Here is a 22,108-nt window from a genome sequence, read left to right as displayed (position 1 = left end):
CGGTACGCCTTATTGAAGTTTGGTACCACAATAGAATCGCCCATTACAGTCGCTAAGTCTTTTAAAAATGGTTAAGGAAAAATTAAGAAAACCAATTTACTATGTGAATTGTATACGAAGGTGTACAAGTTTTAGAAAGTTATTTGATATGAAATGAAGGAGGAATTTTCATATGAAGAAGAAAACAATTGGGTATGTAGTAGCTGCAGGAGCTTTATCACTAGGAATTATGGGAGGGGCAGGTATCCCTGCTTTTGCTGCAGCTAGCACAGACAATTCTACACAAGCCACAGAACAAACTAAGAAAGGGACTTCGTATCAAAACTTGGATGAAGCAACGAAACAAAAAGTGCAAACGATCATGCAGGAAGCGAAAAAGCAATTAGCAGAACTAGGTGTGAAACTTCCTGAAAAAGGGAAACGAGGAGAAATGTTTGCTAACATGGATGATCAGGCAAAAGAAAAGGTAAAAGCAATCATGGAGCAGAAAAAGTCTGGTACATTAACACATGAACAAGTAAAAGAGAAATTGGCTGAGCTAGGTGTGAAGCTTCCTGAAAAAGGGAAACGAGAAGAGATGTTTGCAAACCTGGATGATCAGGCGAAAGAAAAAGCGAAAGCGATCATGAAGAAAGAAAAAGCAGGAACATTAACTCATGAACAAGCAAAAGAGCAATTAGCAGAACTAGGTGCGAAACTTCCTGAAAAAGGGAAACGAGGAGAAATGTTCGCTAACCTGGATGAGGCGACGAAAGAAAAAGCGAAAGCGATTATAGAGCAGAAAAAAGCAGGAACATTAACTCATGAACAAGCAAAAGAGAAATTGGCAGAACTAGGTGTGAAGCTTCCTGAAAAAGGGAAACGAGAAGAAATGTTTGCAAACCTTGATGATGCGACAAAGGAAAAAGCGAAAGCTATCATGAAAAAGGCAAAAGAGCAATTAGCGGAGCTTAACGTTAAATCTCCAATCAAGGATTAATGGGAGCAAGCGAATAATTGATTAAAATACAGAAGATACGAAGACTTTTAATAGAACGGTCTTTCGGATGGTGAAATGAAAGAGACTGTGTATAGGATTTATTTGAGGCCAAACTTCTCCCACTGGAGAAGTTTGGCCTTTTTCATTATGCAAATGATTTCTATACCAGAAAGAATTTATCATTTTAACCGAGAAGACCCCCTCCTCTAAACGAAGTGAAGGTGGGGGATGAATCGGCTTTGTCTTTTTTAAAGAAAATGTCTCTTTTTTAATTCGGCATTGGGCAGTAGGGCACCATACGAGGAAGATAGATGGGGATTATTATATTAGGATTAAAAAAGTTTTAAAATAATTATGAAATGAGCGTTTATGAAGCTTGTAGAAAATTTTAAGAAAAAAATTGTTCATATGATATATATATAAACACTCTTGATTTTTTTGAAAAATTCAATATAATGAACATTAACTACAAAATTCGACATCAAGAAGTGATGATGAGGACACGATCGATTTTTTACGATTCTCAGAGAGGGAAGTCTTTGGCTGTGAGCTTCCTAATACGGAAAAATAGATTACCACCTCTGAACTGCAGCAGTGAACGAACAATTAGTAATTGCTTGCCGGCAAACACCGTTATCTAGACTTGAGGAATTGGTGAAGTATGTTATTTTACTGATGAAACAAGGGTGGAACCACGAATACAACACTCGTCCCTTTTTTAGGGAGGAGTGTTTTTTTATTTTATTTTTGCATCACACTAGAATTGGAAGGAGGATACGCAGCATGCATCATGATGAGAAAAACAAAATTGGTTTAACTGTAGCACTATCTATCGTTGTGGGGACTATTATTGGGTCTGGTGTATTTATGAAGCCAGGAAGCGTATTAGATTACTCAGGGAGTTCGAATATGGCAATTCTCGCTTGGGTAGTAGGTGGCTTGTTAACGCTAGCTAGCGGTTTAACTGTAGCTGAAATTGGAGCGCAAATTCCGAAAAACGGTGGATTGTACACGTATTTAGAGGAGATTTATGGGAGCTTTTGGGGGTATTTATCCGGCTGGATGCAAACAATTGTATACGGCCCAGCTATTATTGGAACATTAGGTTTATATTTTAGCTCTTTAATGATTAACTTTTTCTATTTAGATAAAGTATGGAATTTACCAATTGCAATTGGAACAGTTGTGTTCCTTGGTGTTGTTAATAGTATGGGAACGAAGTATGGGGGGATTGTCCAAACAATTACGACATTCGGAAAGATGATTCCAATTGTATTAATTGTTGTGTTAGGTTTTTGGAAAGGGAATAGCGATATCTTTAATGTAGTTGTACCATTATCAGAAAACCAAAGTATTGGAATGGCAATTTTAGCAACGTTATTTGCTTACGATGGCTGGATTTTACTTGCTTCTATTGGCGGTGAAATGAAGAATCCAACAAAGTTATTACCAAAGGCAATGACAGTGGGGATTTTAATTGTAACAGTTGCTTACGTATTAATTAACTTAGCTCTACTGAAAGTATTACCAGCTGCGAAAATCGTGGATCTTGGTGAAAATGCGACAGCGACAGCAGCAAGTATGTTGCTTGGAGAATATGGCGGGAAAATCATTAGTATCGGTATTATCATTTCTATTTTTGGATGCTTAAACGGAAAGATTTTAACATTCCCGCGTATTCCAATGTCAATGGCGGAACGTGGACAACTTCCATTTTCTAAGTTTATTGCAAAGGCACATGAAAAATTTAAAACACCAGCAAATGCGATTACTTTTGAAATTATATTAGGGATTATTTTAATGATTATGAGTGATCCAAATAAGCTTTCCGAGATTTCCGTATTTATTATTTATATTTTCTATGTGATGACATTTATCGGCGTCTTTATTTTACGAAAACGTAATGAAGGGAAAGAACGTGCATACAGTGTACCACTATTCCCGATCGTACCAATCGTGGCGATTTTAGGATCACTATTCGTAATTGGAAGTGCGATTATTAATGATTGGAAAAGCTGTTTCTTATCGATTGGAATGGTATTTACAGGTCTTCCGGTTTATTGGTATTTAAATAAGAAAAAAGAAACGCAGTCTTAAAGAATAGGGATAGTGAAAAGAGCGGGCATATGATATGTCTGCTCTTTTGTTTGTAAAAAATTTCCGGGTGTGTGCAGGAGAATTTACACTTGATTGCAAATGTCATTTTGGTTACTATGATTGTAGTAACCAAAAGTGAACGAGAGAAAGTGTGGGGAAAAACTTGAATTTTCGTGTATATATTTTAGCTATTGCGGCATTCGTAGTCGGGACGGTTGAATTAATTATTGGGGGTACGCTGGATTTAGTAGCAAATGATTTAGGCGTATCTATTAGTGTAGCTGGGCAATTAATTACAATATTCTCTGTTGTATTTGCTCTTTCAGGGCCAATTTTATTAGCGATGACAGGGAAAATTGAGCGTAAAACATTATATATCAGGGCATTATCTATTTTTTTAATTGGTAATATCATTTCAGCATTTAGTTTGAATTACGGGATGCTCATGTTCTCAAGGGTCATTTGTGCAGCAAGTGGGTCGTTGATTATCGCATTGTCAGTAACGTTAGCTTCTAGTGTGGTGGCACCGCATTTTCGTGCGCGTGCAATCGGAATTATTTTTATGGGGATTAGCGGGTCGCTTGTACTTGGTGTACCACTCGGTCTTGTCCTTGGGAATGCATACGGATGGCGTGCTCCATTTGTTTTAATTTCAGTATTAACGGTTATAGCAATTGCGAGTATTTCTTTATTCTTAACAAAAGTTCCACCAGTAGCTGTATTGTCGATAAGAGAACAAGTTGCTACTTTGAAAGATAAAAAGATCGTTAGTGCGCAGTTAACATCATTCTTATTTTTAACAGGACATTTAACACTGTACGCATATTTAACACCCTTTTTAAAAGATGTGATGCATGTGGAAGCAAACTGGATTAGCGTATTTTACTTTATTTTCGGCATTGCAGCAGTAATCGGCGGCGGATTTGGTGGTTGGCTTGCAGATAAGTGGGGCTCGAAGAAAAGTATTATCTCCATTATTATCATCTTTGCATGTGCCATCTTTATCTTACCGATGATGACATTTTCATTTCCGCTATTTATTATCATGATGGGGCTTTGGAGTATGTTAAGCTGGGCAATTTCACCAGCGCAGCAAAATTATTTAATTGAAATTGCACCGGAATCAGCTGGTATTCAGCAAAGCTTAAACAACTCAGCGCTTCATTTAGGAATTGCACTTGGTTCAACGGTAGGCGGAGCTGTTATTGAACAATCGTCGGTTATATATAATGCATGGGTAGGCGGAGGCTTTGTGATTTTAGCACTGCTTTGCGCGGTCTTCTCGATTACGAGAGGGCAATCTACTCATGTGGCAAAGAAGGAATCTATCGTTTGATAGATTCTTTTTTGTTTGAAGTGAATTGAAGGATTTACCATTATGATATAGAAGGGTACAGGGAGAGGAGTGATGGTATATGGATTTGGAATCGGCGATTGGCTTTTTTGCGATGGTGTTACCAGTTTTTCTGATTGCTTTTGTACTACGATGGATTCGCTTCCTCTACCATAATTCTGAGAAACAGGTTCAGCAAAATGAGAAGATTATTGAGTTATTAACTGAAATAAAAAAGCAAAATTAAAAATAGCAAAGAGAGCTCCTTTGCTATTTTTAATATCGTAACTTTATTAAAATGCTGCGTATTTCCTCATCATTCATAAAGAGATCGTGATGTTTCTGTGTAATTTTTGCAAGTGCAACATCATGATAGAAGAACTCCGTAAAGAATTTTACGAATGGCGGAGACATTGTTTTCATCGCTTGCCACGATTCTTGCTCTACCCCAGCAAATAAAATTTCACGATCATCAACAATAAGAAGTAAGTAACGTTCTAATGCGTTAGGTTCTTCAGTTGGAATGAGAAAATGAACATTTGACAGTTCTGTTTTCACATCTCCAACTACAAGTGCTTCAATATCAATGCCTTGCTTTGCTTGTTTCTCAAGTAAGGGAAGATATTCTAAAAAGGTATCATTCCAAGCGGAAATACGGATAGATTGTTTCGCTTCTTCTACTAACTGCTTACTTTGTACTTGAATAGAAGACTGCATTTTTAAGCTCCAAACGCGGTCATCTGTAAAGGATCGTTTTGAAATATTTGTTTGAAGTTCTGTAATATTCGATTGAAATTCTGTCGTTAATTTTTGAATGGCAAGATCCAGTGGCAGGGCGGTATATAGCTTTTTCTTTTCTGAGACGGAATCCATAACCATTCCTTTATCGATGAGGCGCGCTAATACTTCATATATTTTTGCTTTTGGAACACCCGAATGTTTTACAATCGTTGTTGCATCTAGTGGTTCATCGCTTGAAACTACGACTTCATATGCCTGGCTTTCGTATTGTGAGAAACCGAATTTTTGTAACATAATGCCCTCCGAACAAGTTAGATTCTATACTAAGATTGAACTACTCCCATCTACCTCTACACGAGCTTGAGGTGGAGGATTCTCCTGTTTCTGCCCTAGCAAAAACAGTTCCCCTCGTTCAACAAAGAGGATACAACGATATAGAAGTTCAGTAGTGTCCTTATGTAAGACAACCCATTCTATCTTCCAAGGAAAGGAAAACAAAACAGGTACAGCTACCTTCTTCTTATATCGAGAGTAGAACACCTTGTCATGCATCCAGTTCCTAGACTTGTTATCTGCTCTGGTAATAAGCGTAAGAGACTGGGACAAGGCGTTCTTTTTTATGATGCAAATAGTTTTGCTAGTTTTTTCTTTTCATTTTCAAATAAGTGTAATCGTTCGGTTTGTAATGCTTCTTTCGGCAAATCCACATCGTATAGCTGATAGAAATGATGCGTGCGAATATCCTATCGATTATTTAGTTGATGCCAATGACTCCAGTGATGTGCGTCTTTCTTTGGAATATAAGAATGCAGTACCTGGGGCACTTTTTCTTTATATCCTAACCCCCGGCGACCGATCGTAAAAGCCGCAGATTGATGAATAGAGATACCGAATTTCCGCATATATTTCATCTTTCCTGCAATCGAAGTGTAAGCGGGATTGACTTGAAAGACAGCCACGCCCCTTTTATCCGCGCGACTGAGGAGCGCACTTGTCATCTTCTCGTAAGCGAACATACTTTTCATTCGATTCACCCGCTTATTTCCGTATCGATCCCCTGTTTTCGATTGAGTCGTATCTAACTTCTCTATTACGATCGGCTTCCGCTTCGATTATCTTTGTGATTTGTCCGGTAGATTTACCCATGATAGAAAAGCGAAGGGAACCACTTCCTTTGTAATTCCCATCCTTCGTTACATTTACCCAAGCAAAATGCTCGAGATTGCAATCCACACCAATTACAACATCCGATTTACTATAATTTATGTGGGGATTTTCCGGTACATCGACTAAGCATTTCACAATATAATACGCCCCATAGTCTTCCACAGACCACGCAATCGGTTTGCCATGTTTTTTCTTATTCTTACACTGTAATTGGGTTGTAATGATTTTCTCAATAATTTTTTGTCCATATGGGAATGTAACAACTGGAAACATAATCGGTTTCCCTGTACTTGTCGTCATCCATAATTCCTGCTTCGCAAGCACATAATGAAACACAAAATTTCCATGTTTGGCATCTTTACGACCAGATAGAATAAGTTGTTTATTTCGAGCACGAGAAAATAATATTTTCCATTTGTCATGGTTACGTACAAACCCATCGATGGTAAATTGAGAGCGAAACAGTTTTTTACTTCCAAATACTGCGCTTGGAATATGCGTTTTATATGATGCAAGTTTCTGTGTTAAACGGAATTGTCTGTGGGTTAAAAGGCCGATTTTCGCCTGGATTCTTTTGATTTGAACATCTAAGTACTGGTGCTCAAACAGATATTCATTCAGCCAAATCAATGTGTCTTCTTTACGAGACAAAAAGATAATATTGTTGTGCTTCGCAAAGCGGGTGTTTTTCGGAAACGTTAACTTTCCTTTCACACAACTTTGTTTGATTTTACGAAAGTTTGTCAGTTTTGTCCGTTCTTGTTTCAACTTTTTCTTGAGTTTCTTGATTTTCTCTTGTGTTTGTTTCTCATATGTTTTTTGTAACTCCATTAAACCTGTAAACAACGCCTTTGCTTCTTGTACCGCACTGTTTGCATAGTAATCATTTAATTGATAGTTCCGCTTGAGAACCAGATGAAGACTGTCTGTATGCCTCTTACGGTTCCAACGTTTTTCTCGGACGATCGTTTGAAACGCAAAGCGTTCACCTGATTAAATGTTTCGATTGTCTCTGTCAGTGCATCTACCATTTCATGCGGTAAATCTATCTTATAGATCCGTTTCGAAAAATACGCTTTCTTCACCTGTTCTCACCTCGTTTTATTTGATAAGATCATTATACACCGAAACAAACGTACGTTCTGCAAAAAGAGACGTTTTCTTTAAAAAAGAAAAAAACGATTCATCCCCCACCTTCACCTCGTTTAGAGGAGGGGGGTCTTCTCAGTTAAAATGATAAAGAAGTATAAGCATTTACACAAGTACTTCACTTTTTAATCAGGAAAAAGAAAAAATAGAGTCATCATACATAGACTCTATTCTTTGTTGTATGTTTAATTATGAACCGCCTTGAACATAAGTGCGCCATTGTTTTCAGTAACAGTTAATGTACCGTTAATTGCTCGAGTTGAGAATTGCTTTGTTTGAAAATAATCTTTCGAACCGAGTTGTTCTAGAATAGTGTTCATGTCTTGCTCACTTAGAGCTGAGTCAATAGAACGAATGACAGTCTTTATTGTGGAATAAAAGGCGTCAATTTGTTCTTTAGATGTACCGGATCCAGCGATAGCAACAGCAGCGATACCGCCAGTTGCTTTATAAATGGAAACGCCTAATCCAAATTTAGTATTAAAGATTCCGTTATATGTTGCGATTTGTGCTGTTTCAGTAAAGAGTTTAATGCTGCTTACGTTAATGCCATTTGAATTTCCAACTGAGTTAATTGAATTTACCAGTTTTTGCATGACTTGAGCCGTATCTACTGAAGCTGGAGGCGGAATTGGAGTTGGAGTTGGATTAGGTGGTGGAGTCGGAGTTGGAGTCGGTGCTGGATCGGGTTTCGGCTTTGGATCAGGCTTTTCTACTGGTTTTGGATCCTTCTGCCATAAGTCACAAGCTGTTGTTCCAAATAAGAGGGGAATGGCTAATAAAGTGAGAAGTAACTTTTTCAATTGTCCACTTCCTTTCAAAAGGATAAGTTGATTATGGTGGTTCTTAAAAGGATAACACCAATATATGCACAACCAGTGGAAAAGGATTACAGAGGATAAGTATATTATGAAAAATAAATTAAAAGTATAGTTATGGTTAGTAAAGTAGGGGAGAGTTTTGTACAATAGAAATGAAACAAACATAGGAGGGAACTACCATGGCAATTGTTGATGTATCGATTATTCCAGTTGGAACAGGTAATCCAAGCGTAAGTGAATATGTAGCAGAAGTACAAAAAGTGTTAGAGAAAAACGCGGATCGCGTGAAGTACCAATTAACACCGATGAATACAGTAATTGAAGGAGATCTCCCTGTATTACTTGAAGTAATTCAACAAATGCATGAAGTGCCATATGCAAAAGGTGCAAAGCGTGTAGCGACAACAATTCGTATTGATGATCGCCGAGATAAAGAAAGCACAATGGAGAAAAAATTAAATTCTGTTCGTTCGAAATTATAGGAGAAAGCAGCGATTTTTGCTGCTTTTTTGTATGGGTAAATTAGGTAAGAAAAGTGTATCCATGGTACACTTTTTTATTATTGATTGTAGTACCTAGGGAAGGAGGAAAGGGAAATGAGTGACGAATTTAATGAGCAGTTTGATGGCTTACTTGAAAAGTATACAGAATTGTTACTAGGGGAAGGCAGTGAAGAGAGAAAAGAACAAGTGCAAAAGTGGGCACTGTACTCTTACATTGCTAAAACAATGCCAGCTTTAGTCAAGCATTGGAATGAGACATATCCAGAGGCAAAAGAAGAGATGGTAAAGTTAATCTCTGATATTAAAAGGTTAAATGAGGAACATCGTAATCAGAAATAAGAATAAGAAACCATTTTGTGATTTTTTACAAAAAAAGCTTGGGGATCAATAGGCCCCAAGCTTTTAAGTCATATAGAGGAATTGTTTGATGGTTTCGTAGTTATCTCTAAACACCAATTATTGCATCGTATGACACTCCCTGGCGGATATTCGAAGTCACACTCACTAATAAATAAGAAGTCGAGCTTTTGGCAAATAGCGTTTGAAGCAGGATTATTGATGGCGGGAAAAGCATGAATGAATCTGTACCTTTGTTCCGTTTTAGCATGAGCGATAGCTTTTTCGACGGCCTTTGTTGCTATTCCTCTTCCTTGAAATGGTGGTAGGACGCTCCAGCCAATTTCGTAAACGTTCTCTTCTTTCCAGTAGCTGTCCCAATATCCTACACTACCAATAATTTCGAGTTGCGGAAGAAGGACGATGCTAAACATACGTCCAGTTCCTAACTCACTAATCTTAAGGTACCGCTCATGACGAGCAAGGAGTTGTTCTTCAGTCTCAGGCCCTCCTAAGTATTCTAGCATCTCAGGTACATTCATAAGACGAAGTAAAGTAAGATTAGCATTGTTCCAAGGTTCAATTCGAATTTGTTGTACATTCATTCTTTCTGGCATTTTCCACACTCCAATACGTGTTTTCCACCCGAGTGAAGTTTTATATACTATGTAGGGATAGTACCTTTCAATGAAATCGGGATTCTATGTTTTTACACTTTCTATACTTATTTCAACAGAAATCCCCCCTACCTTTTGCACTTGATTTTCTATGGGAGAGAACTAAGTACCTCAGTATTTTATATTTGTATTCATTTTTAGTCGTATTAATATCTTTGTATAACTTATAAAGAGAAGTAAGAGGTATGACGAGTATTGTCGAATTTTTATTTTAGGCTAGTTGTTCACCTGTTTTTCTAGTTTTATTTTAAATGTCGAAAAATTTTTATGGATATTTAAAAGCGAGAATATGGGCTTTTGAATATTTTTATAGTATTTTATAAATTATCTAAATAATTATTTGTATCAAATAATTTTAAAGAATGATATAATTTTGAAGAGGGGCAAAAAACAGACAAAGTACAGTCATAGGGGTGAATTACATGGAACAATTAATGCGAAATTCGTTTCTTTTCTTGTCAAAAAATAAAGCGCTAACAAAACTGGCTAAGAAGTACGGTTTACGCTTTGGTGCAGGGCGCTTTGTCGCAGGGGAGACAATTGATTTAGCTGCTGCAGCTATTAAACAATTAAATCAACAAGGACTTTGTGTGACAATCGATTATTTAGGTGAGTTCGTTGATAATGAAGCAGAAGCAAATGAAATGGCAAGCCAATCGATTGAAGCAATCCGTGCAATTGGATGCGAAAAACTTGATTCACAGCTTTCTTTAAAAATGACTTCTATGGGGTTAGACATCTCAGATGAAATCGTAATGAATAATATGCGCCGCATTTTAGAGGCCGCAAAAGAAAACGGTGTGTTTGTTACGATTGATATGGAAGACTATACACGCTGTGGAAAAACAATTGAGATCTTTAAGCAATTAAAATCTGAATACGATAATATCGGTACTGTTATTCAAGCTTACCTATATCGTACAGAAAAAGACATCGAAGATTTAAATGCATATAGTCCTAATTTACGTCTTGTAAAAGGGGCTTATAAAGAACCAGAAGAAGTGGCGTTCCCGGACAAAAAAGATGTAGATGAAAATTATAAAAAAATTATTAAAATGCACTTATTAAATGGAAATTATACTGCTATTGCTTCACACGATGAGGCAATTATTGAATATACGAAGAAACTTGCCGAAGAATATAATATTTCACGTGATCAATTTGAATTCCAAATGTTATATGGTATTCGTACGGAACGTCAACTTGAACTTGTTAAAGAAGGCTACAAAATGCGTGTTTATGTACCATATGGAAATGACTGGTATGGTTATTTCATGCGCCGCTTAGCTGAACGTCCAGCAAACGTTGCGTTCGTTTTAAAAGGAATGGTAAAAAAATAACCAAGGAGCTAAATACTCCTTGGTTATTTTAATTGTTTAAATGCGTAATGTGCCATTTTTTTTGTGTCTGGATATAACTGAGTGCGAGTAGAAGAAAGTACAACGTTAATAACACGCTTTCCATCTTTTTCATCGACTGTTACGACAGTATATTGTCCTAAAGCGGATAAACCACTTTTACTTCCAATTGCATATGGATCATTGTAAAGTTCTTCACGACCATAGTTTGCAATTTTGGGAGCGCGCTGTGAAGTATGCAATGTTGTACGCGTTGTGTTCATATATTCTAGCACAATCGGATATTTTAATGCTTCTTTTGTAATGATTGCGATGTCATACGGAGAAACCTTATTGCCGAGTGCGTCAGCCCCGCTCGCATTTTTGAAAGTCGCATGTTTTGTTCCGAGTTCTTTCGCTCTTGCATTCATCATTTTTACAAACTTCTCTTTTGATCCTGCAATATGCTCTGCGATAGACTCAGCAATTGGATCGGCGCTGATGATAAGCATCAGTTTTAATGCCTCGTCTCTTTTTAATTTTTCACCAGCACGAAGCTTAATTTTCGCACTCTGACTTTCCGTTTTTATCGCATTTTCTGTGATAGTAATTTCCTCATCTTCTTTTACATTCTCTAGTAACAGAATGGTTGTCATCATTTTGGCTACACTTGCTGGATAAGAACGTTCTTCTTCCCGTTTTCCGTACAAAACTTCCCCCGTATTTGCATCGATTGTAACACCATATTTTCCTGTGATATCAGGCTGATTACTTCTTACGTCTTTTTGTCTTTTTGTGTAAGAAAAGAAAATCATACTTGTAAATAGTGTAGCAATCATCACAATCATGATTATTGTTCGTTTCATTATGTAGTCCCTCTTTTGTCTTTCCTTATGTACAAATAAATTGGGCAGAAAAGCAGCCCAATACTCATTATGCCACGTTTTCTGCCCAAAAATATAGAGGAAGTTCAAAAAGCCCGGTAAAGATAGCTGTCGCATTTCTTCGTTACGTCGCCAGTCCGGTACTCATGTAGTTCCACCTACACTCCGTATCCTCCCGGCTTCCGCGCCTCGAACTGCTCGGCTCTCTTTATCCTCCTTTTTGAACAAGCACATATAGCGTTATTTTTCGCCCATGTTGTGCTTTTTGTATTGCTGGTTATTACCTTGGCGTCCTTTTTCGATGCCGCGATCAACTGGACCTGCATTTCCTGTTACACTCGCTGCACTAACACCTGCTTTTGAAGGGTCTTTCTTAAGTCTAGCCATATATATTCCTCCATTTTTGTCAAATTCTAAAAAGGGAAAAGTGTATTTTATCAAGAAAATACACAATTATAGAGTACCCAAACAAAAGAAAAGTATTTATTTCAGAAAATTTTATCAATAAATATATTGCGAAAATTTAAACAGTATCATATATTTATTAGTAGAGGCTCACTCATTGATTGCGACGCATGTCGAAAAATTGAATGAGCATTCATTCAAGAATAGGGGGAGAAATGGATGTTCCAAATTAAAAAGGCTGCTGTTCTCGGTTCTGGCGTAATGGGTTCAGGGATTGCTGCACATTTAGCCAATATCGGTATACCAACATTATTGCTTGATATTGTACCACAGGCGCTTACGAAAGAAGAGGAAGCGAAGGGGCTTACATTAGAACATAAAAGTGTGAGAAATCGTTTTAGTAACGGGGCACTGCAAAAATTAGTAAAGCAAAAGCCAGCTCCTCTTACAGTGAAAGGCAATCTGGCATTGATTGAGGCAGGAAACTTAGAGGATGACATTGAGCGCCTTGCTGATGTAGATTGGATTATCGAAGTTGTTGTTGAAAACTTAGATGTTAAAAAGAAACTATTTGAAAAAGTAGATGCTGTTCGTAAAGCTGGCTCTATTGTGAGCTCAAATACATCAGGTATTTCCGTTGAGAAAATGGCAGAAGGGCGTTCAGATGACTTTCAAAAACATTTCCTAGGAACGCATTTCTTTAACCCACCACGATATTTAAAACTTCTAGAGATTATACCGACAAAAGAAACAGATCCACAAGTGTTAAACTTCATGAAATTATTTGGCGAAGACGTTCTTGGAAAAGGCGTTGTTATTGCGAAAGATACGCCAAACTTTATTGGGAACCGCATCGGTACGTACGGTTTACTTGTAACGTTGCAAGAAATGATCAAGCGCGGCTATAGCGTTGGGGAAGTTGATTCTGTAACAGGCCCATTAATCGGTCGTCCAAAGAGTGCAACGTTCCGTACGTTAGATGTTGTTGGGTTAGATACATTTGTTCATGTTGCGAACAATGTATATGAAAACGTGCAGGAAGAAGAAAGAGATGTATTTAAAGTACCAGCTTTCATGCATGACATGCTAGATAAAAAATGGCTTGGAAGTAAAACAGGTCAAGGTTTCTTCTTAAAACAAGGAAAAGAAATTTTAGAGTTAAATCCTGAGACGATGGAATATGAAGCGCGTAAGAAATTAAAAGCCGCATCCGTAGAGTTAAGTAAACAAGAAAAAGGATTAACGAACAAATTGAAAGCGCTTGTATATGCGAAGGATCGTGCAGGAGAGCTATTATGGAATATTATCACGCCAACTCTTTTATATTCTGCGAAGCTTCATAAAGAAATCGCAGATGATATTGTCGCAATTGATCAAGCGATGAAATGGGGATTTGGCTGGGAGCAAGGTCCATTTGAAGTTTGGGATGCAATTGGCGTAGAAAAATCCATTCAAAAGATGGAAGAGAACGGCCAAGTTGTTCCTGTGTGGGTAAAAGACATGTTAGAGAAAGGCTTTGGTTCTTTCTATAAACATGATAATGGTGAAAGCTATTACTACGATAACGGTGAATATAAGCTTATCCGACGTAATAAAAAAGCAATTTCTCTTAAGCAATTAAAAGAGAAAAATGGCGTGTTAAAGAAAAACAGCGGAGCGAGCTTAATTGATTTAGGCGATGGCATCCTTTGCTTAGAATTCCATTCGAAGAGCAATGCGATTGGTATGGATATTACGCAAATGATTAATTACGCTGTTGACGAAGTGGAAAAGAATTATAAAGGACTTGTTATCGGAAACCAATCGAAGAACTTCTGCGTTGGTGCAAACCTTGCGATGATCTTAATGGAAGCGCAAGATGACAACTACTTTGAAATTGAGTGGGTCGTGAAAAACTTCCAAGACGCAATGATGAAAATTAAGTACAGCTCTAAGCCAGTCGTTGCAGCGCCATATGGTATGACGCTTGGTGGCGGTACAGAAGTTTGCTTACCAGCAGCTAGCATTCAAGCTTCTAGCGAAACGTACATGGGATTAGTAGAAGTCGGCGTTGGTTTAATCCCTGGCGGTGGCGGTAACAAAGAACTATATATTAAACATTTAAACAAAATGGCAAACGGTGTGGAGTTTGACCTGCAAAAGGTTGCGAATAAAGTGTTCGAATCAGTTGCGATGGCAAAAGTATCTACATCAGCGCAAGAGGCTGTTTCTCGCAACTTCTTAGGCGATAAAGATGGTATTAGTGTGAATGGTGATCACTTACTATATGATGCAAAACAAAAAGCACTGGCTTTATATGAAGCGGGTTACAAAGCACCGATTCGTAAAAAGATACCGGTTGTTGGTGAGACAGGATATGCAACGCTTTTACTTGGAGCTGAAGCAATGCATTTATCTGGTTATATTTCCGAGTATGATTTACACATTGCGAAAAAGCTCGCATATGTCATTGCCGGCGGAAAAGTACCGTATGGAACAGAAGTTGATGAGCAGTATTTATTAGATGTGGAACGTGAAGCATTTATCAGTTTAGTAAGTGAGATGAAATCACAAGCAAGAATGCAGCACATGCTTGTAAAAGGAAAGCCATTACGTAACTAATAACGAGGGGAGATATCGTTCATGAGAGAAGCTGTCATTGTTGCGGGAGCAAGAACACCAATTGGTAAGGCAAAGAGAGGTTCATTAAAAACAGTTCGACCTGATGATTTAGGGGCATTAGTAGTAAAAGAAACGTTAAAACGTGCGAATAATTATGAAGGGCCAATTGATGATTTAATTTTCGGTTGTGCGATGCCAGAAGCAGAGCAAGGCTTAAATATGGCTCGTAATATCGGCGGATTAGCAGGACTTTCTTATGATGTTCCAGCTATTACAATTAACCGTTACTGTTCTTCAGGACTGCAAAGTATTGCTTACGGTGCAGAGCGCATTATGTTAGGACATTCAGAAGCAGTATTATCTGGCGGAGCAGAGTCTATGAGCTTAGTTCCAATGATGGGGCATGTTGTTCGCCCAAATAGCCGACTTGTAGAAGCGGCTCCAGAATATTATATGGGCATGGGACACACAGCGGAGCAAGTTGCTGTAAAATATGGAATTTCCCGTGAAGAGCAAGATGCATTCGCAGTAAGAAGTCATCAGCGTGCAGCGAAAGCGTTAGCTGATGGGAAGTTTGCTGACGAAACAGTAGCTGTGGATGTAATGCTACGCACTATTGCAGCGAATAACAAAATTCAAGAAGAAAAAATTATCTTCTCACAAGATGAAGGCGTAAGAGCGGACACAACATTAGATATCTTAGGAAAATTGCGTCCAGCATTTAACGTTCGCGGTTCTGTCACTGCTGGTAATTCTTCACAAATGAGTGATGGAGCAGCGTCAGTACTTCTGATGGATCGTGAAAAAGCAGTGAGCGATGGCATGAAGCCACTTGCGAAATTCCGTTCCTTTGCAGTAGCTGGTGTACCACCAGAAGTAATGGGAATTGGACCAATCGCAGCGATTCCGAAAGCGTTAAAATTAGCAGGATTAGAGCTATCTGATATCGGCTTATTTGAACTAAATGAAGCATTTGCTTCTCAATCGATCCAAGTTATTCGTGAGCTTGGTCTAGATGAAGAAAAAGTCAATGTCAACGGCGGTGCAATCGCACTTGGTCATCCGCTTGGCTGTACAGGAGCAAAATTAACATTATCTCTTATTCATGAAATGAAACGCCGCAATGAGCAATTCGGTATTGTAACAATGTGTATCGGTGGCGGTATGGGAGCTGCTGGGGTGTTTGAACTACTATAAAAAAGTGCAGGCGGCTCGCTCAGAACAAGAGGACGTTGGAGGCCCTGACGAAGAGGCGTTTTTTGCCTCACAGGAAGGGGTGAAATGGCCGATTGTTCCAGCCGCTGGAACTGGATTATATAACGAAGAGTGGAAACGACTAAAGGGTATAAAAAATAAAGGAAGAGCCAGCTTCTCTCAAAGTGAGAGAAGTGGCTTATGAAAATATGAAGGAGGAAATTTTCATGGAAAAAACAGTGGGAAATGCAGTTAAAGGCGGTAGCTTTTTAGTTGATGAGATTACGATTGATCAAGTATTTACACCGGAAGATTATAGCGATGAGCATAAAATGATAGCGAAAACGACAGAGGACTTTATCGTAAATGAAGTTCTACCAGAGCTTGAATATTTAGAGCAACATGAGTTTGATCGCTCTGTTCGTTTATTAAAAGAGGCTGGCGAGCTTGGATTATTAGGCGCTGACGTACCAGAAGAATATGGCGGAATCGGTCTTGATAAAATCAGCTCAGCATTAATTGCAGAAAAATTTTCTCGCGCTGGCGGCTTTGCAATTACACACGGTGCCCACGTTGGTATCGGATCTTTACCAATCGTTTTATTCGGTAATGAAGAGCAAAAGAAACAATATTTACCGCCACTTGCAACAGGTGAAAAATTAGCTGCATACGCATTAACTGAGCCAGGATCCGGATCTGATGCATTAGGTGCGAAAACAACAGCACGCTTAAATGCAGAAGGAACGCATTACGTGTTAAATGGTGAAAAACAATGGATTACAAACTCTGCTTTCGCTGATGTATTCGTTGTATACGCAAAAGTTGATGGTGAGCACTTCACAGCGTTTATCGTAGAGAAAGAATATCCAGGCGTATCTACAAGCCCTGAAGAAAAGAAAATGGGTATCAAATGTTCTTCTACTCGTACATTAATTTTAGAAGATGCATTAGTACCAAAAGAAAATGTACTTGGTGAAATTGGTAAAGGTCATATTATCGCTTTCAACATTTTAAATATTGGCCGCTACAAATTAGGTGTTGGTACAGTTGGTTCTTCAAAACGTGCGTTAGAAATTTCAGCACAATATGCAAATCAGCGTCAACAGTTCAAACAACCAATCGCTCGCTTCCCATTAATTCAAGAAAAACTTGCAAATATGGCAGCGAAAATTTATGCAGCAGAAAGCTCTGTATATCGTACAGTTGGTTTATTTGAAAGCCATATGAGCACATTAACAGAAGAGCAAGTAAAAGATGGTAAGGCTGTAGCAGCTTCTATTGCTGAATATGCAATTGAGTGCTCGTTGAATAAAGTATTCGGTTCTGAAGTATTAGACTATGTAGTAGATGAAGGCGTGCAAATTCATGGTGGTTACGGATTTATGGCAGAGTATGAGATTGAAAGAATGTACCGCGATTCTCGTATTAACCGTATTTTCGAAGGCACGAACGAAATCAACCGCTTAATCGTACCAGGTACGTTCTTACGTAAAGCGATGAAAGGTGAATTACCACTTCTTCAAAAAGCGCAAAAATTACAAGAAGAGTTAATGATGATGATGCCTGAAGAAGTAGGCGATGAGCCATTAGCGCTTCAAAAATATTTAGTAAATAACGCGAAGAAAATCGGCTTAATGGTAGCTGGATTAGCTGTTCAAAAATACGGTAAAGCATTAGATAAAGAGCAAGAAGTTCTTGTTAACATTGCAGATATCGTAAGCAACTTATACGCAATGGAATCAGCTGTTCTTCGTACAGAAAAAGCAATCAAAGCAACTGGTCTTGAAAAGAATAAACAAAAAGTATTGTACACTGAAGTATTCTGCCAAGAAGCGTTCAACCAAATCGAAGCAGATGCGAAAGAAACAATTATCGCAGTTGAAAATGGTGATATGCTGCGCATGATGTTATCAGCGCTTCGCAAATTCACACGTCACACGCCGCTTAACGTAATTCCGAAGAAACGTGAAATTGCTGCGAAAGTGTTAGAGGATGAGCGTTATACAGTTTAATGAGTAATTAAAAACAGTAGTCACGTTTGTGGCTACTGTTTTTCTTAGTTTTGTTAAAAGAACGGCGAGCATAGTAAAAATAACAGTTTAAATTAATCTTCACTAATTACTCCGTATCTCATTTTATCTCCCATCCACGAACTGACATCTCTCCATTTTACACTTTTCGCAGAAATCCAGCTTACTTCATATGGTGTGACCTCGTTAGGTTGCCAGCCGATATCATCTGCCCAATAAAATAAATTGTTTTGTAATAGAAGAGATGCGCCGAAAATGATTGAATCATGATTTTCAGGTGGCGGAGTTAAATGAAATTGTGTAACACCTTCAAAGAGTAACTCTATTGCGGAGGGGTTTTCATACTGTCTTTGAAAAAGTATCCTTACATTTGTACCAGATGACATGCCCATAGCAAGATTCTCATCTACACAGCTATCTGTCCACAAATATAATTCTTTCAAACAACTATCGTGAAAGCCTCCAAATAAATGAAGGAGGTTTTCAATATTTTCTTTTGTTTTGATTGTATTCCAACTCATATAGCACCTACTTTACAGATATTTTAGTTCGGTTTTACTTTATTTCTATTGTACTAAATTGCTATTACTTTAACTGACGAATTTTTGTATTATGAAAATGTTAAAAATAATTTACAAAATGTTAAAAATAAATTACAATCAATATATAGAAAATAATGTGAAATGGAGGGCTTATGAATCAGAGAGGAATGTTACAAAACAACCTGATTGCACTTCGAGCAGAGAAGCGATGGTCACAAACGGAATTAGCAAATCGCGTGGGCGTTAGTAGGCAAACAATAGCTTCTATTGAAGCAAATCGATACAATCCATCTCTTATTTTAGCTTTTGAAATTGCTCATGTTCTTGGTAAGGAGTTTCATGAAGTCTTTCAATATACGATAGAGGGGGAAATGGAATGATAATAGCAATAGGAATGGTCGCATCAATCGCAGGGTTAATTGGGGTGTTATATTCAACACGTTTTGAAAAGAAAGAGGGAAATGATGAGAGAGGGGATCAAATTACAGGAAATGCTGCAAAAATCTCGTTATTTGTATTCTTACTTTCGTATTTAATTATTTTTCTAATCGGTAACCTATATTCATTAACGAATGAACAGTATAAATTAGCAAATGCATGTTTATTGGCAGGAGTATTATGCTCCTATTCATTATCTATTTTAGTTTTGAGAAAAAGATATTAGATGAGAAAGAGCTGTTTTACATATTAATTTGTAAACAGCTCTTTTTGTTATGTTTGATTAGAAAGGATGAATGAGATGCGAATCGTACATAAAAGTACAATTTATCAATTAGCATTTTTTCCAAATCTATTTCCAATCAATTGCTATTTCGTTGAAGAAGAAAAAGGATTAACTTTAATTGATGCAGCATTGTCGTTTAGTGCAAAGAAGATTTTAGAATCAGCTCGAACAATCGGAAAACCAATTACGAACATTGTTATAACACATGTACATGATGATCATGTAGGTGCAATTGATGCGTTGAAGCAGGTACTTCCTGATGTTCCTGTTCATATTTCAAAAAGAGATTCCCGCTTGCTTGAAGGAGACATGTCATTGCAGCAAGGGGAAGCGAACGTTCCAATAAAAGTTGGAGTATCTAAAAAAATACAGACGATCCCAGATGTGCTTCTGCAGGAGGGAAATCAAGTTGGTTCTCTTTTAGCAATTATGGCACCAGGACATACACCGGGTTCGATGGCCTTTTTGGATACAAGAAATGATGCACTGATTGCTGGAGACGCATTTCAAACCAGGGGAGGGGTTGCGGTGGCAGGCCAGATTAAGTGGCTCTTTCCGTTTCCTGTGTTTGGAACGTGGCATGCAGAAACAGCATTAAAGAGCGCTCAGAAACTGCTACGATATAAACCGTCTGTATTGGCGACAGGGCACGGAAAGATGATTGAGGATCCGATGTTACGTATGCAACGAGCGATTGAAGAAGCTGAGCGAAATTTAGCGAGAAAGGTGTAAAGAAATGGGGAGATGAAGTGATGTGGGGGGAGTTTTAATTGAAAAGGTCCCTCAATAATTTAGAGGATTCTTTACTAAGAATGAACCTTTTATTTTTTAGTGAATCATCATCTTATACCCTCACTTTACATGCATACAATCCGAAAAAGAATAAATACTAAATGTTGAATGACTAAAGAAAGGAAGGTTTTTATTATGCCAAACTTAACAGAGCTTGAGCTTGAAAATTTACGTCATCTTATTGGAGGGCATGCGACAGTTGCAAATAAACTAGATCAGTATGCGCAGCAGTGTACAGATCCTCAATTGAAACAAATGCTACAACAAGATGCACAAGCTGCAAGAAATACAAAACAACAATTAATGTCCTTTTTAGGCTAGGAGGGTATCGATTATGAATGAAAAAGATATGGTTAACGATTATTTATCGGAATTAAATGCTAGTTTGACTAGTTATGCGAATTACATAGCAGAGTCAAATAACGAACAGTTACATCAAACGCTGATTCACATTCGAAATCAGGATGAAATGAGACAACGTAATGTATATAAATATGCATTACAAAAAGGACATTATAAGCCAGCTGCTCCTGCGAATCCAACGGTTGTTCAGCAGCTGAAAAGTCAATTAAGCGCACAGTAATGAATAAAAAAAGCGAGTGAATATCAGATGATAATTCACTCGCTTTTTTATTTATATATATGTCAATAAAGATGTATAAAACATTTTTCCAGTTGTAACAAATATGACGAAAACAGAGTAGAGTGTTTCACAAAATATACACAAACTTTGTTCAATGTTTCACAAAGTATCCATGGTTTCTATAGTGAGAATCTCTATAATGAAGAGTGTAAAGAACAAAAACATTACATGATTACATAGGAGAGGTTCTTATGAATAGAAACACAAGAAAAATCGCAATTATTGGTACTGGATTAGTTGGATCAAGCTGTGGGTATTCAATTGTGAATCAAGGTATCTGTGAAGAGTTGGTATTAATTGATATAAATCATGAACGTGCAGTTGGAGAAGCGATGGATTTATCACACTGCATTAACTTTACAAATACAAGAACAAAAGTGTATGCAGGCGATTATGAGGACTGCAAAGATATGGACATTGTTATTATTACAGCGGGTCCAGCTCCAAAACCAGGACAAAGTCGTTTGGATACTTTAGGAGCAAGCGCGAAAGTTATGGAAAGTGTTGTAGCAGGTGTAATGGAAAGCGGATTTGACGGTATCTTCTTAATTGCATCGAATCCAGTTGATATTATTACTTATCAAGTTTGGAAGTTATCTGGTTTACCAAGAAATCGTGTGCTTGGTACAGGTACATCATTAGACTCTTCACGCTTAAGAACAATTTTATCTGAAATGCTTGAAGTAGACCCTCGTAGCATCCATGGTTACTCATTAGGTGAGCATGGTGATTCACAAATGGTTGCTTGGTCTCACGTAACAGTTGGTGGAAAACCAATTTTGCAAATTTTAGAAGAGCAAAAAGAACGTTTCGGTGAAATCGATTTAGATGAAATTGTTGAGAAAACTGCTAAAGCTGGTTGGGAAATTTATAAACGTAAGGGTACTACTTATTATGGAATTGGTAACTCACTCGCTTATATTGCAAGTTCTATCTTTAATGATGATCACCGCGTGATTGCTGTTTCAGCAATTTTAGATGGTGAATATGGCGAATATAATATTTGTACAGGTGTACCAGCAATTATTACAAGAGATGGTGTAAAAGAAGTTGTAGAACTAAACTTAACAGAAGCTGAAGAAGACCGATTTGCACAATCAAATGATGTTTTACGTGACTATATGAAAACAATTGGTTACTAAACTAGGAGAAG

At 37.7% G+C, this 22,108-nt stretch carries 25 protein-coding genes and 1 other annotated feature; of the genes, 17 read left to right on the top strand and 8 right to left on the bottom strand.

All coding sequences use genetic code 11. The features are described 5' to 3' along the window. Positions 1-172 precede the first annotated feature (172 nt). The 4 genes from C564_RS0108535 (at position 173) to C564_RS36695 (ending at position 4,656) form a co-directional block, all read left to right on the top strand. Positions 173-979 carry a hypothetical protein gene (locus tag C564_RS0108535; protein WP_018765017.1) on the top strand — a complete coding sequence of 269 codons (807 nt, stop codon included), beginning with the start codon at positions 173-175 and terminating at the stop codon, positions 977-979. A 482-nt stretch (positions 980-1,461) separates the two neighbouring features. After that, positions 1,462-1,697, top strand: a binding site (T-box leader). A gap of 65 nt (positions 1,698-1,762) precedes the next feature. After that, positions 1,763-3,076: an APC family permease gene (locus C564_RS0108530; protein WP_003209004.1), complete on the top strand. Its 1,314-nt coding sequence runs from the start codon at positions 1,763-1,765 to the stop codon at positions 3,074-3,076. Positions 3,077-3,239: 163 nt separating this feature from the next. Continuing rightward, positions 3,240-4,412: an MFS transporter gene (locus C564_RS0108525; protein WP_026008503.1), complete on the top strand. Its 1,173-nt coding sequence runs from the start codon at positions 3,240-3,242 to the stop codon at positions 4,410-4,412. 79 nt (positions 4,413-4,491) lie between these two features. After that, positions 4,492-4,656 (top strand): hypothetical protein, encoded by a 165-nt coding sequence (locus tag C564_RS36695; RefSeq protein WP_018765016.1) that lies wholly within the window; start codon positions 4,492-4,494, stop codon positions 4,654-4,656. Positions 4,657-4,685: 29 nt separating this feature from the next. Here the strand turns inward: C564_RS36695 and C564_RS0108515 are convergent, their stop codons facing one another. The 4 genes from C564_RS0108515 to C564_RS0108495 form a co-directional block, all read right to left on the bottom strand. Then, entirely contained in the window at positions 4,686-5,444 is a 759-nt protein-coding gene (locus C564_RS0108515; protein ID WP_003209009.1) for a TrmB family transcriptional regulator, read from the bottom strand. 449 nt (positions 5,445-5,893) lie between these two features. Further along, on the bottom strand, positions 5,894-6,241 hold the full coding sequence (locus tag C564_RS36690) for a hypothetical protein (protein WP_231382310.1): 348 nt from the start codon (positions 6,239-6,241) through the stop codon (positions 5,894-5,896). Next, positions 6,189-7,163 carry a transposase gene (locus C564_RS33355; RefSeq protein WP_231382309.1) on the bottom strand — a complete coding sequence of 325 codons (975 nt, stop codon included), beginning with the start codon at positions 7,161-7,163 and terminating at the stop codon, positions 6,189-6,191. The genes C564_RS36690 and C564_RS33355 overlap by 53 nt, the downstream gene beginning before the upstream one ends. A 488-nt stretch (positions 7,164-7,651) precedes the next feature. After that, entirely contained in the window at positions 7,652-8,269 is a 618-nt protein-coding gene (locus C564_RS0108495) for a hypothetical protein (RefSeq protein WP_018765014.1), read from the bottom strand. A 197-nt stretch (positions 8,270-8,466) separates the two neighbouring features. On the opposite strand from C564_RS0108495, the gene C564_RS0108490 reads away from it, so the two are divergent. Further along, positions 8,467-8,769, top strand: a complete 303-nt coding sequence (locus C564_RS0108490) for an MTH1187 family thiamine-binding protein (RefSeq protein ID WP_003201674.1) — start codon at positions 8,467-8,469, stop codon at positions 8,767-8,769. Positions 8,770-8,883: 114 nt separating this feature from the next. Continuing rightward, positions 8,884-9,129, top strand: coding sequence for a YusU family protein (locus tag C564_RS0108485; RefSeq protein ID WP_003201675.1), 246 nt, complete (start codon positions 8,884-8,886; stop codon positions 9,127-9,129). 68 nt (positions 9,130-9,197) lie between these two features. Here the strand turns inward: C564_RS0108485 and C564_RS0108480 are convergent, their stop codons facing one another. After that, positions 9,198-9,743, bottom strand: coding sequence for a GNAT family N-acetyltransferase (locus C564_RS0108480; protein WP_003201677.1), 546 nt, complete (start codon positions 9,741-9,743; stop codon positions 9,198-9,200). 482 nt (positions 9,744-10,225) lie between these two features. On the opposite strand from C564_RS0108480, the gene C564_RS0108475 reads away from it, so the two are divergent. After that, entirely contained in the window at positions 10,226-11,143 is a 918-nt protein-coding gene (locus C564_RS0108475) for a proline dehydrogenase family protein (RefSeq protein WP_018765013.1), read from the top strand. A 23-nt stretch (positions 11,144-11,166) separates the two neighbouring features. Here the strand turns inward: C564_RS0108475 and C564_RS0108470 are convergent, their stop codons facing one another. Together C564_RS0108470 and C564_RS34515 are read right to left on the bottom strand one after the other, a co-directional pair. After that, positions 11,167-12,006, bottom strand: coding sequence for a D-alanyl-D-alanine carboxypeptidase family protein (locus tag C564_RS0108470; RefSeq protein WP_006096493.1), 840 nt, complete (start codon positions 12,004-12,006; stop codon positions 11,167-11,169). Positions 12,007-12,264: 258 nt separating this feature from the next. Then, positions 12,265-12,411, bottom strand: a complete 147-nt coding sequence (locus tag C564_RS34515; protein WP_003201682.1) for a YuzL family protein — start codon at positions 12,409-12,411, stop codon at positions 12,265-12,267. A 237-nt stretch (positions 12,412-12,648) separates the two neighbouring features. Here C564_RS34515 and C564_RS0108460 point away from each other — a divergent pair, with 237 nt between their 5' ends. The 4 genes from C564_RS0108460 to C564_RS0108445 are packed head-to-tail and all read left to right on the top strand — an operon-like array spanning position 12,649 to position 18,236. Beyond that, positions 12,649-15,030, top strand: a complete 2,382-nt coding sequence (locus C564_RS0108460; protein ID WP_003201684.1) for a 3-hydroxyacyl-CoA dehydrogenase/enoyl-CoA hydratase family protein — start codon at positions 12,649-12,651, stop codon at positions 15,028-15,030. 21 nt (positions 15,031-15,051) lie between these two features. Continuing rightward, the gene (locus C564_RS0108455) at positions 15,052-16,227 is read left to right on the top strand and encodes an acetyl-CoA C-acetyltransferase (protein ID WP_003201686.1); all 1,176 of its coding nucleotides are present in this window, start codon (positions 15,052-15,054) and stop codon (positions 16,225-16,227) included. Continuing rightward, the gene (locus C564_RS31800) at positions 16,214-16,429 is read left to right on the top strand and encodes a hypothetical protein (protein WP_018765012.1); all 216 of its coding nucleotides are present in this window, start codon (positions 16,214-16,216) and stop codon (positions 16,427-16,429) included. The genes C564_RS0108455 and C564_RS31800 overlap by 14 nt, the downstream gene beginning before the upstream one ends. 22 nt (positions 16,430-16,451) lie before the next feature. Next, on the top strand, positions 16,452-18,236 hold the full coding sequence (locus tag C564_RS0108445) for an acyl-CoA dehydrogenase family protein (protein ID WP_018765011.1): 1,785 nt from the start codon (positions 16,452-16,454) through the stop codon (positions 18,234-18,236). A 92-nt stretch (positions 18,237-18,328) separates the two neighbouring features. Here the strand turns inward: C564_RS0108445 and C564_RS0108440 are convergent, their stop codons facing one another. Then, positions 18,329-18,775, bottom strand: coding sequence for a hypothetical protein (locus C564_RS0108440; RefSeq protein ID WP_003201694.1), 447 nt, complete (start codon positions 18,773-18,775; stop codon positions 18,329-18,331). A gap of 173 nt (positions 18,776-18,948) precedes the next feature. Between C564_RS0108440 and C564_RS0108435 the strand changes: the two genes are divergently transcribed. From C564_RS0108435 to C564_RS0108410, 6 genes are all read left to right on the top strand, one after another. After that, positions 18,949-19,176 carry a helix-turn-helix transcriptional regulator gene (locus tag C564_RS0108435; protein WP_018765010.1) on the top strand — a complete coding sequence of 76 codons (228 nt, stop codon included), beginning with the start codon at positions 18,949-18,951 and terminating at the stop codon, positions 19,174-19,176. Then, positions 19,173-19,460, top strand: coding sequence for a hypothetical protein (locus tag C564_RS0108430; RefSeq protein WP_018765009.1), 288 nt, complete (start codon positions 19,173-19,175; stop codon positions 19,458-19,460). The genes C564_RS0108435 and C564_RS0108430 overlap by 4 nt, the downstream gene beginning before the upstream one ends. A gap of 75 nt (positions 19,461-19,535) precedes the next feature. Next, positions 19,536-20,252 (top strand): MBL fold metallo-hydrolase, encoded by a 717-nt coding sequence (locus C564_RS0108425; protein ID WP_003201700.1) that lies wholly within the window; start codon positions 19,536-19,538, stop codon positions 20,250-20,252. A 195-nt stretch (positions 20,253-20,447) separates the two neighbouring features. After that, positions 20,448-20,633, top strand: a complete 186-nt coding sequence (locus C564_RS0108420) for a hypothetical protein (RefSeq protein ID WP_006096499.1) — start codon at positions 20,448-20,450, stop codon at positions 20,631-20,633. Positions 20,634-20,646: 13 nt separating this feature from the next. Continuing rightward, positions 20,647-20,895, top strand: coding sequence for a spore coat protein (locus C564_RS0108415; RefSeq protein WP_003201703.1), 249 nt, complete (start codon positions 20,647-20,649; stop codon positions 20,893-20,895). Positions 20,896-21,146: 251 nt separating this feature from the next. Next, complete coding sequence (locus C564_RS0108410; protein WP_018765008.1) at positions 21,147-22,097, top strand: L-lactate dehydrogenase; 951 nt, start codon at positions 21,147-21,149, stop codon at positions 22,095-22,097. Positions 22,098-22,108: the final 11 nt, after the last annotated feature.

Origin of the sequence: Bacillus sp. 105MF (genome assembly GCF_000374885.1) — a bacterium.
In the GTDB taxonomy this organism is placed as follows: domain Bacteria; phylum Bacillota; class Bacilli; order Bacillales; family Bacillaceae_G; genus Bacillus_A; species Bacillus_A pseudomycoides.
Note: the sequence above shows the minus strand (reverse complement) of the source record. Positions and strands in the feature narration are given on the sequence as shown.

Coding starts and splice junctions, on each gene's coding strand:
- C564_RS0108485 (WP_003201675.1), top strand. CDS start 8,884: ATGAGTGACGAATTTAATGAGCAGTTTGATGGCTTACTTGAAAAGTAT.
- C564_RS0108420 (WP_006096499.1), top strand. CDS start 20,448: ATGCCAAACTTAACAGAGCTTGAGCTTGAAAATTTACGTCATCTTATT.
- C564_RS34515 (WP_003201682.1), bottom strand. CDS start 12,411: ATGGCTAGACTTAAGAAAGACCCTTCAAAAGCAGGTGTTAGTGCAGCG.
- C564_RS0108430 (WP_018765009.1), top strand. CDS start 19,173: ATGATAATAGCAATAGGAATGGTCGCATCAATCGCAGGGTTAATTGGG.
- C564_RS0108515 (WP_003209009.1), bottom strand. CDS start 5,444: ATGTTACAAAAATTCGGTTTCTCACAATACGAAAGCCAGGCATATGAA.
- C564_RS0108460 (WP_003201684.1), top strand. CDS start 12,649: ATGTTCCAAATTAAAAAGGCTGCTGTTCTCGGTTCTGGCGTAATGGGT.
- C564_RS0108535 (WP_018765017.1), top strand. CDS start 173: ATGAAGAAGAAAACAATTGGGTATGTAGTAGCTGCAGGAGCTTTATCA.
- C564_RS36695 (WP_018765016.1), top strand. CDS start 4,492: ATGGATTTGGAATCGGCGATTGGCTTTTTTGCGATGGTGTTACCAGTT.
- C564_RS0108455 (WP_003201686.1), top strand. CDS start 15,052: ATGAGAGAAGCTGTCATTGTTGCGGGAGCAAGAACACCAATTGGTAAG.
- C564_RS0108445 (WP_018765011.1), top strand. CDS start 16,452: ATGGAAAAAACAGTGGGAAATGCAGTTAAAGGCGGTAGCTTTTTAGTT.
- C564_RS0108490 (WP_003201674.1), top strand. CDS start 8,467: ATGGCAATTGTTGATGTATCGATTATTCCAGTTGGAACAGGTAATCCA.
- C564_RS0108410 (WP_018765008.1), top strand. CDS start 21,147: ATGAATAGAAACACAAGAAAAATCGCAATTATTGGTACTGGATTAGTT.
- C564_RS0108480 (WP_003201677.1), bottom strand. CDS start 9,743: ATGCCAGAAAGAATGAATGTACAACAAATTCGAATTGAACCTTGGAAC.
- C564_RS0108440 (WP_003201694.1), bottom strand. CDS start 18,775: ATGAGTTGGAATACAATCAAAACAAAAGAAAATATTGAAAACCTCCTT.
- C564_RS0108415 (WP_003201703.1), top strand. CDS start 20,647: ATGAATGAAAAAGATATGGTTAACGATTATTTATCGGAATTAAATGCT.
- C564_RS0108530 (WP_003209004.1), top strand. CDS start 1,763: ATGCATCATGATGAGAAAAACAAAATTGGTTTAACTGTAGCACTATCT.
- C564_RS0108425 (WP_003201700.1), top strand. CDS start 19,536: ATGCGAATCGTACATAAAAGTACAATTTATCAATTAGCATTTTTTCCA.
- C564_RS0108475 (WP_018765013.1), top strand. CDS start 10,226: ATGGAACAATTAATGCGAAATTCGTTTCTTTTCTTGTCAAAAAATAAA.
- C564_RS0108470 (WP_006096493.1), bottom strand. CDS start 12,006: ATGAAACGAACAATAATCATGATTGTGATGATTGCTACACTATTTACA.
- C564_RS0108435 (WP_018765010.1), top strand. CDS start 18,949: ATGAATCAGAGAGGAATGTTACAAAACAACCTGATTGCACTTCGAGCA.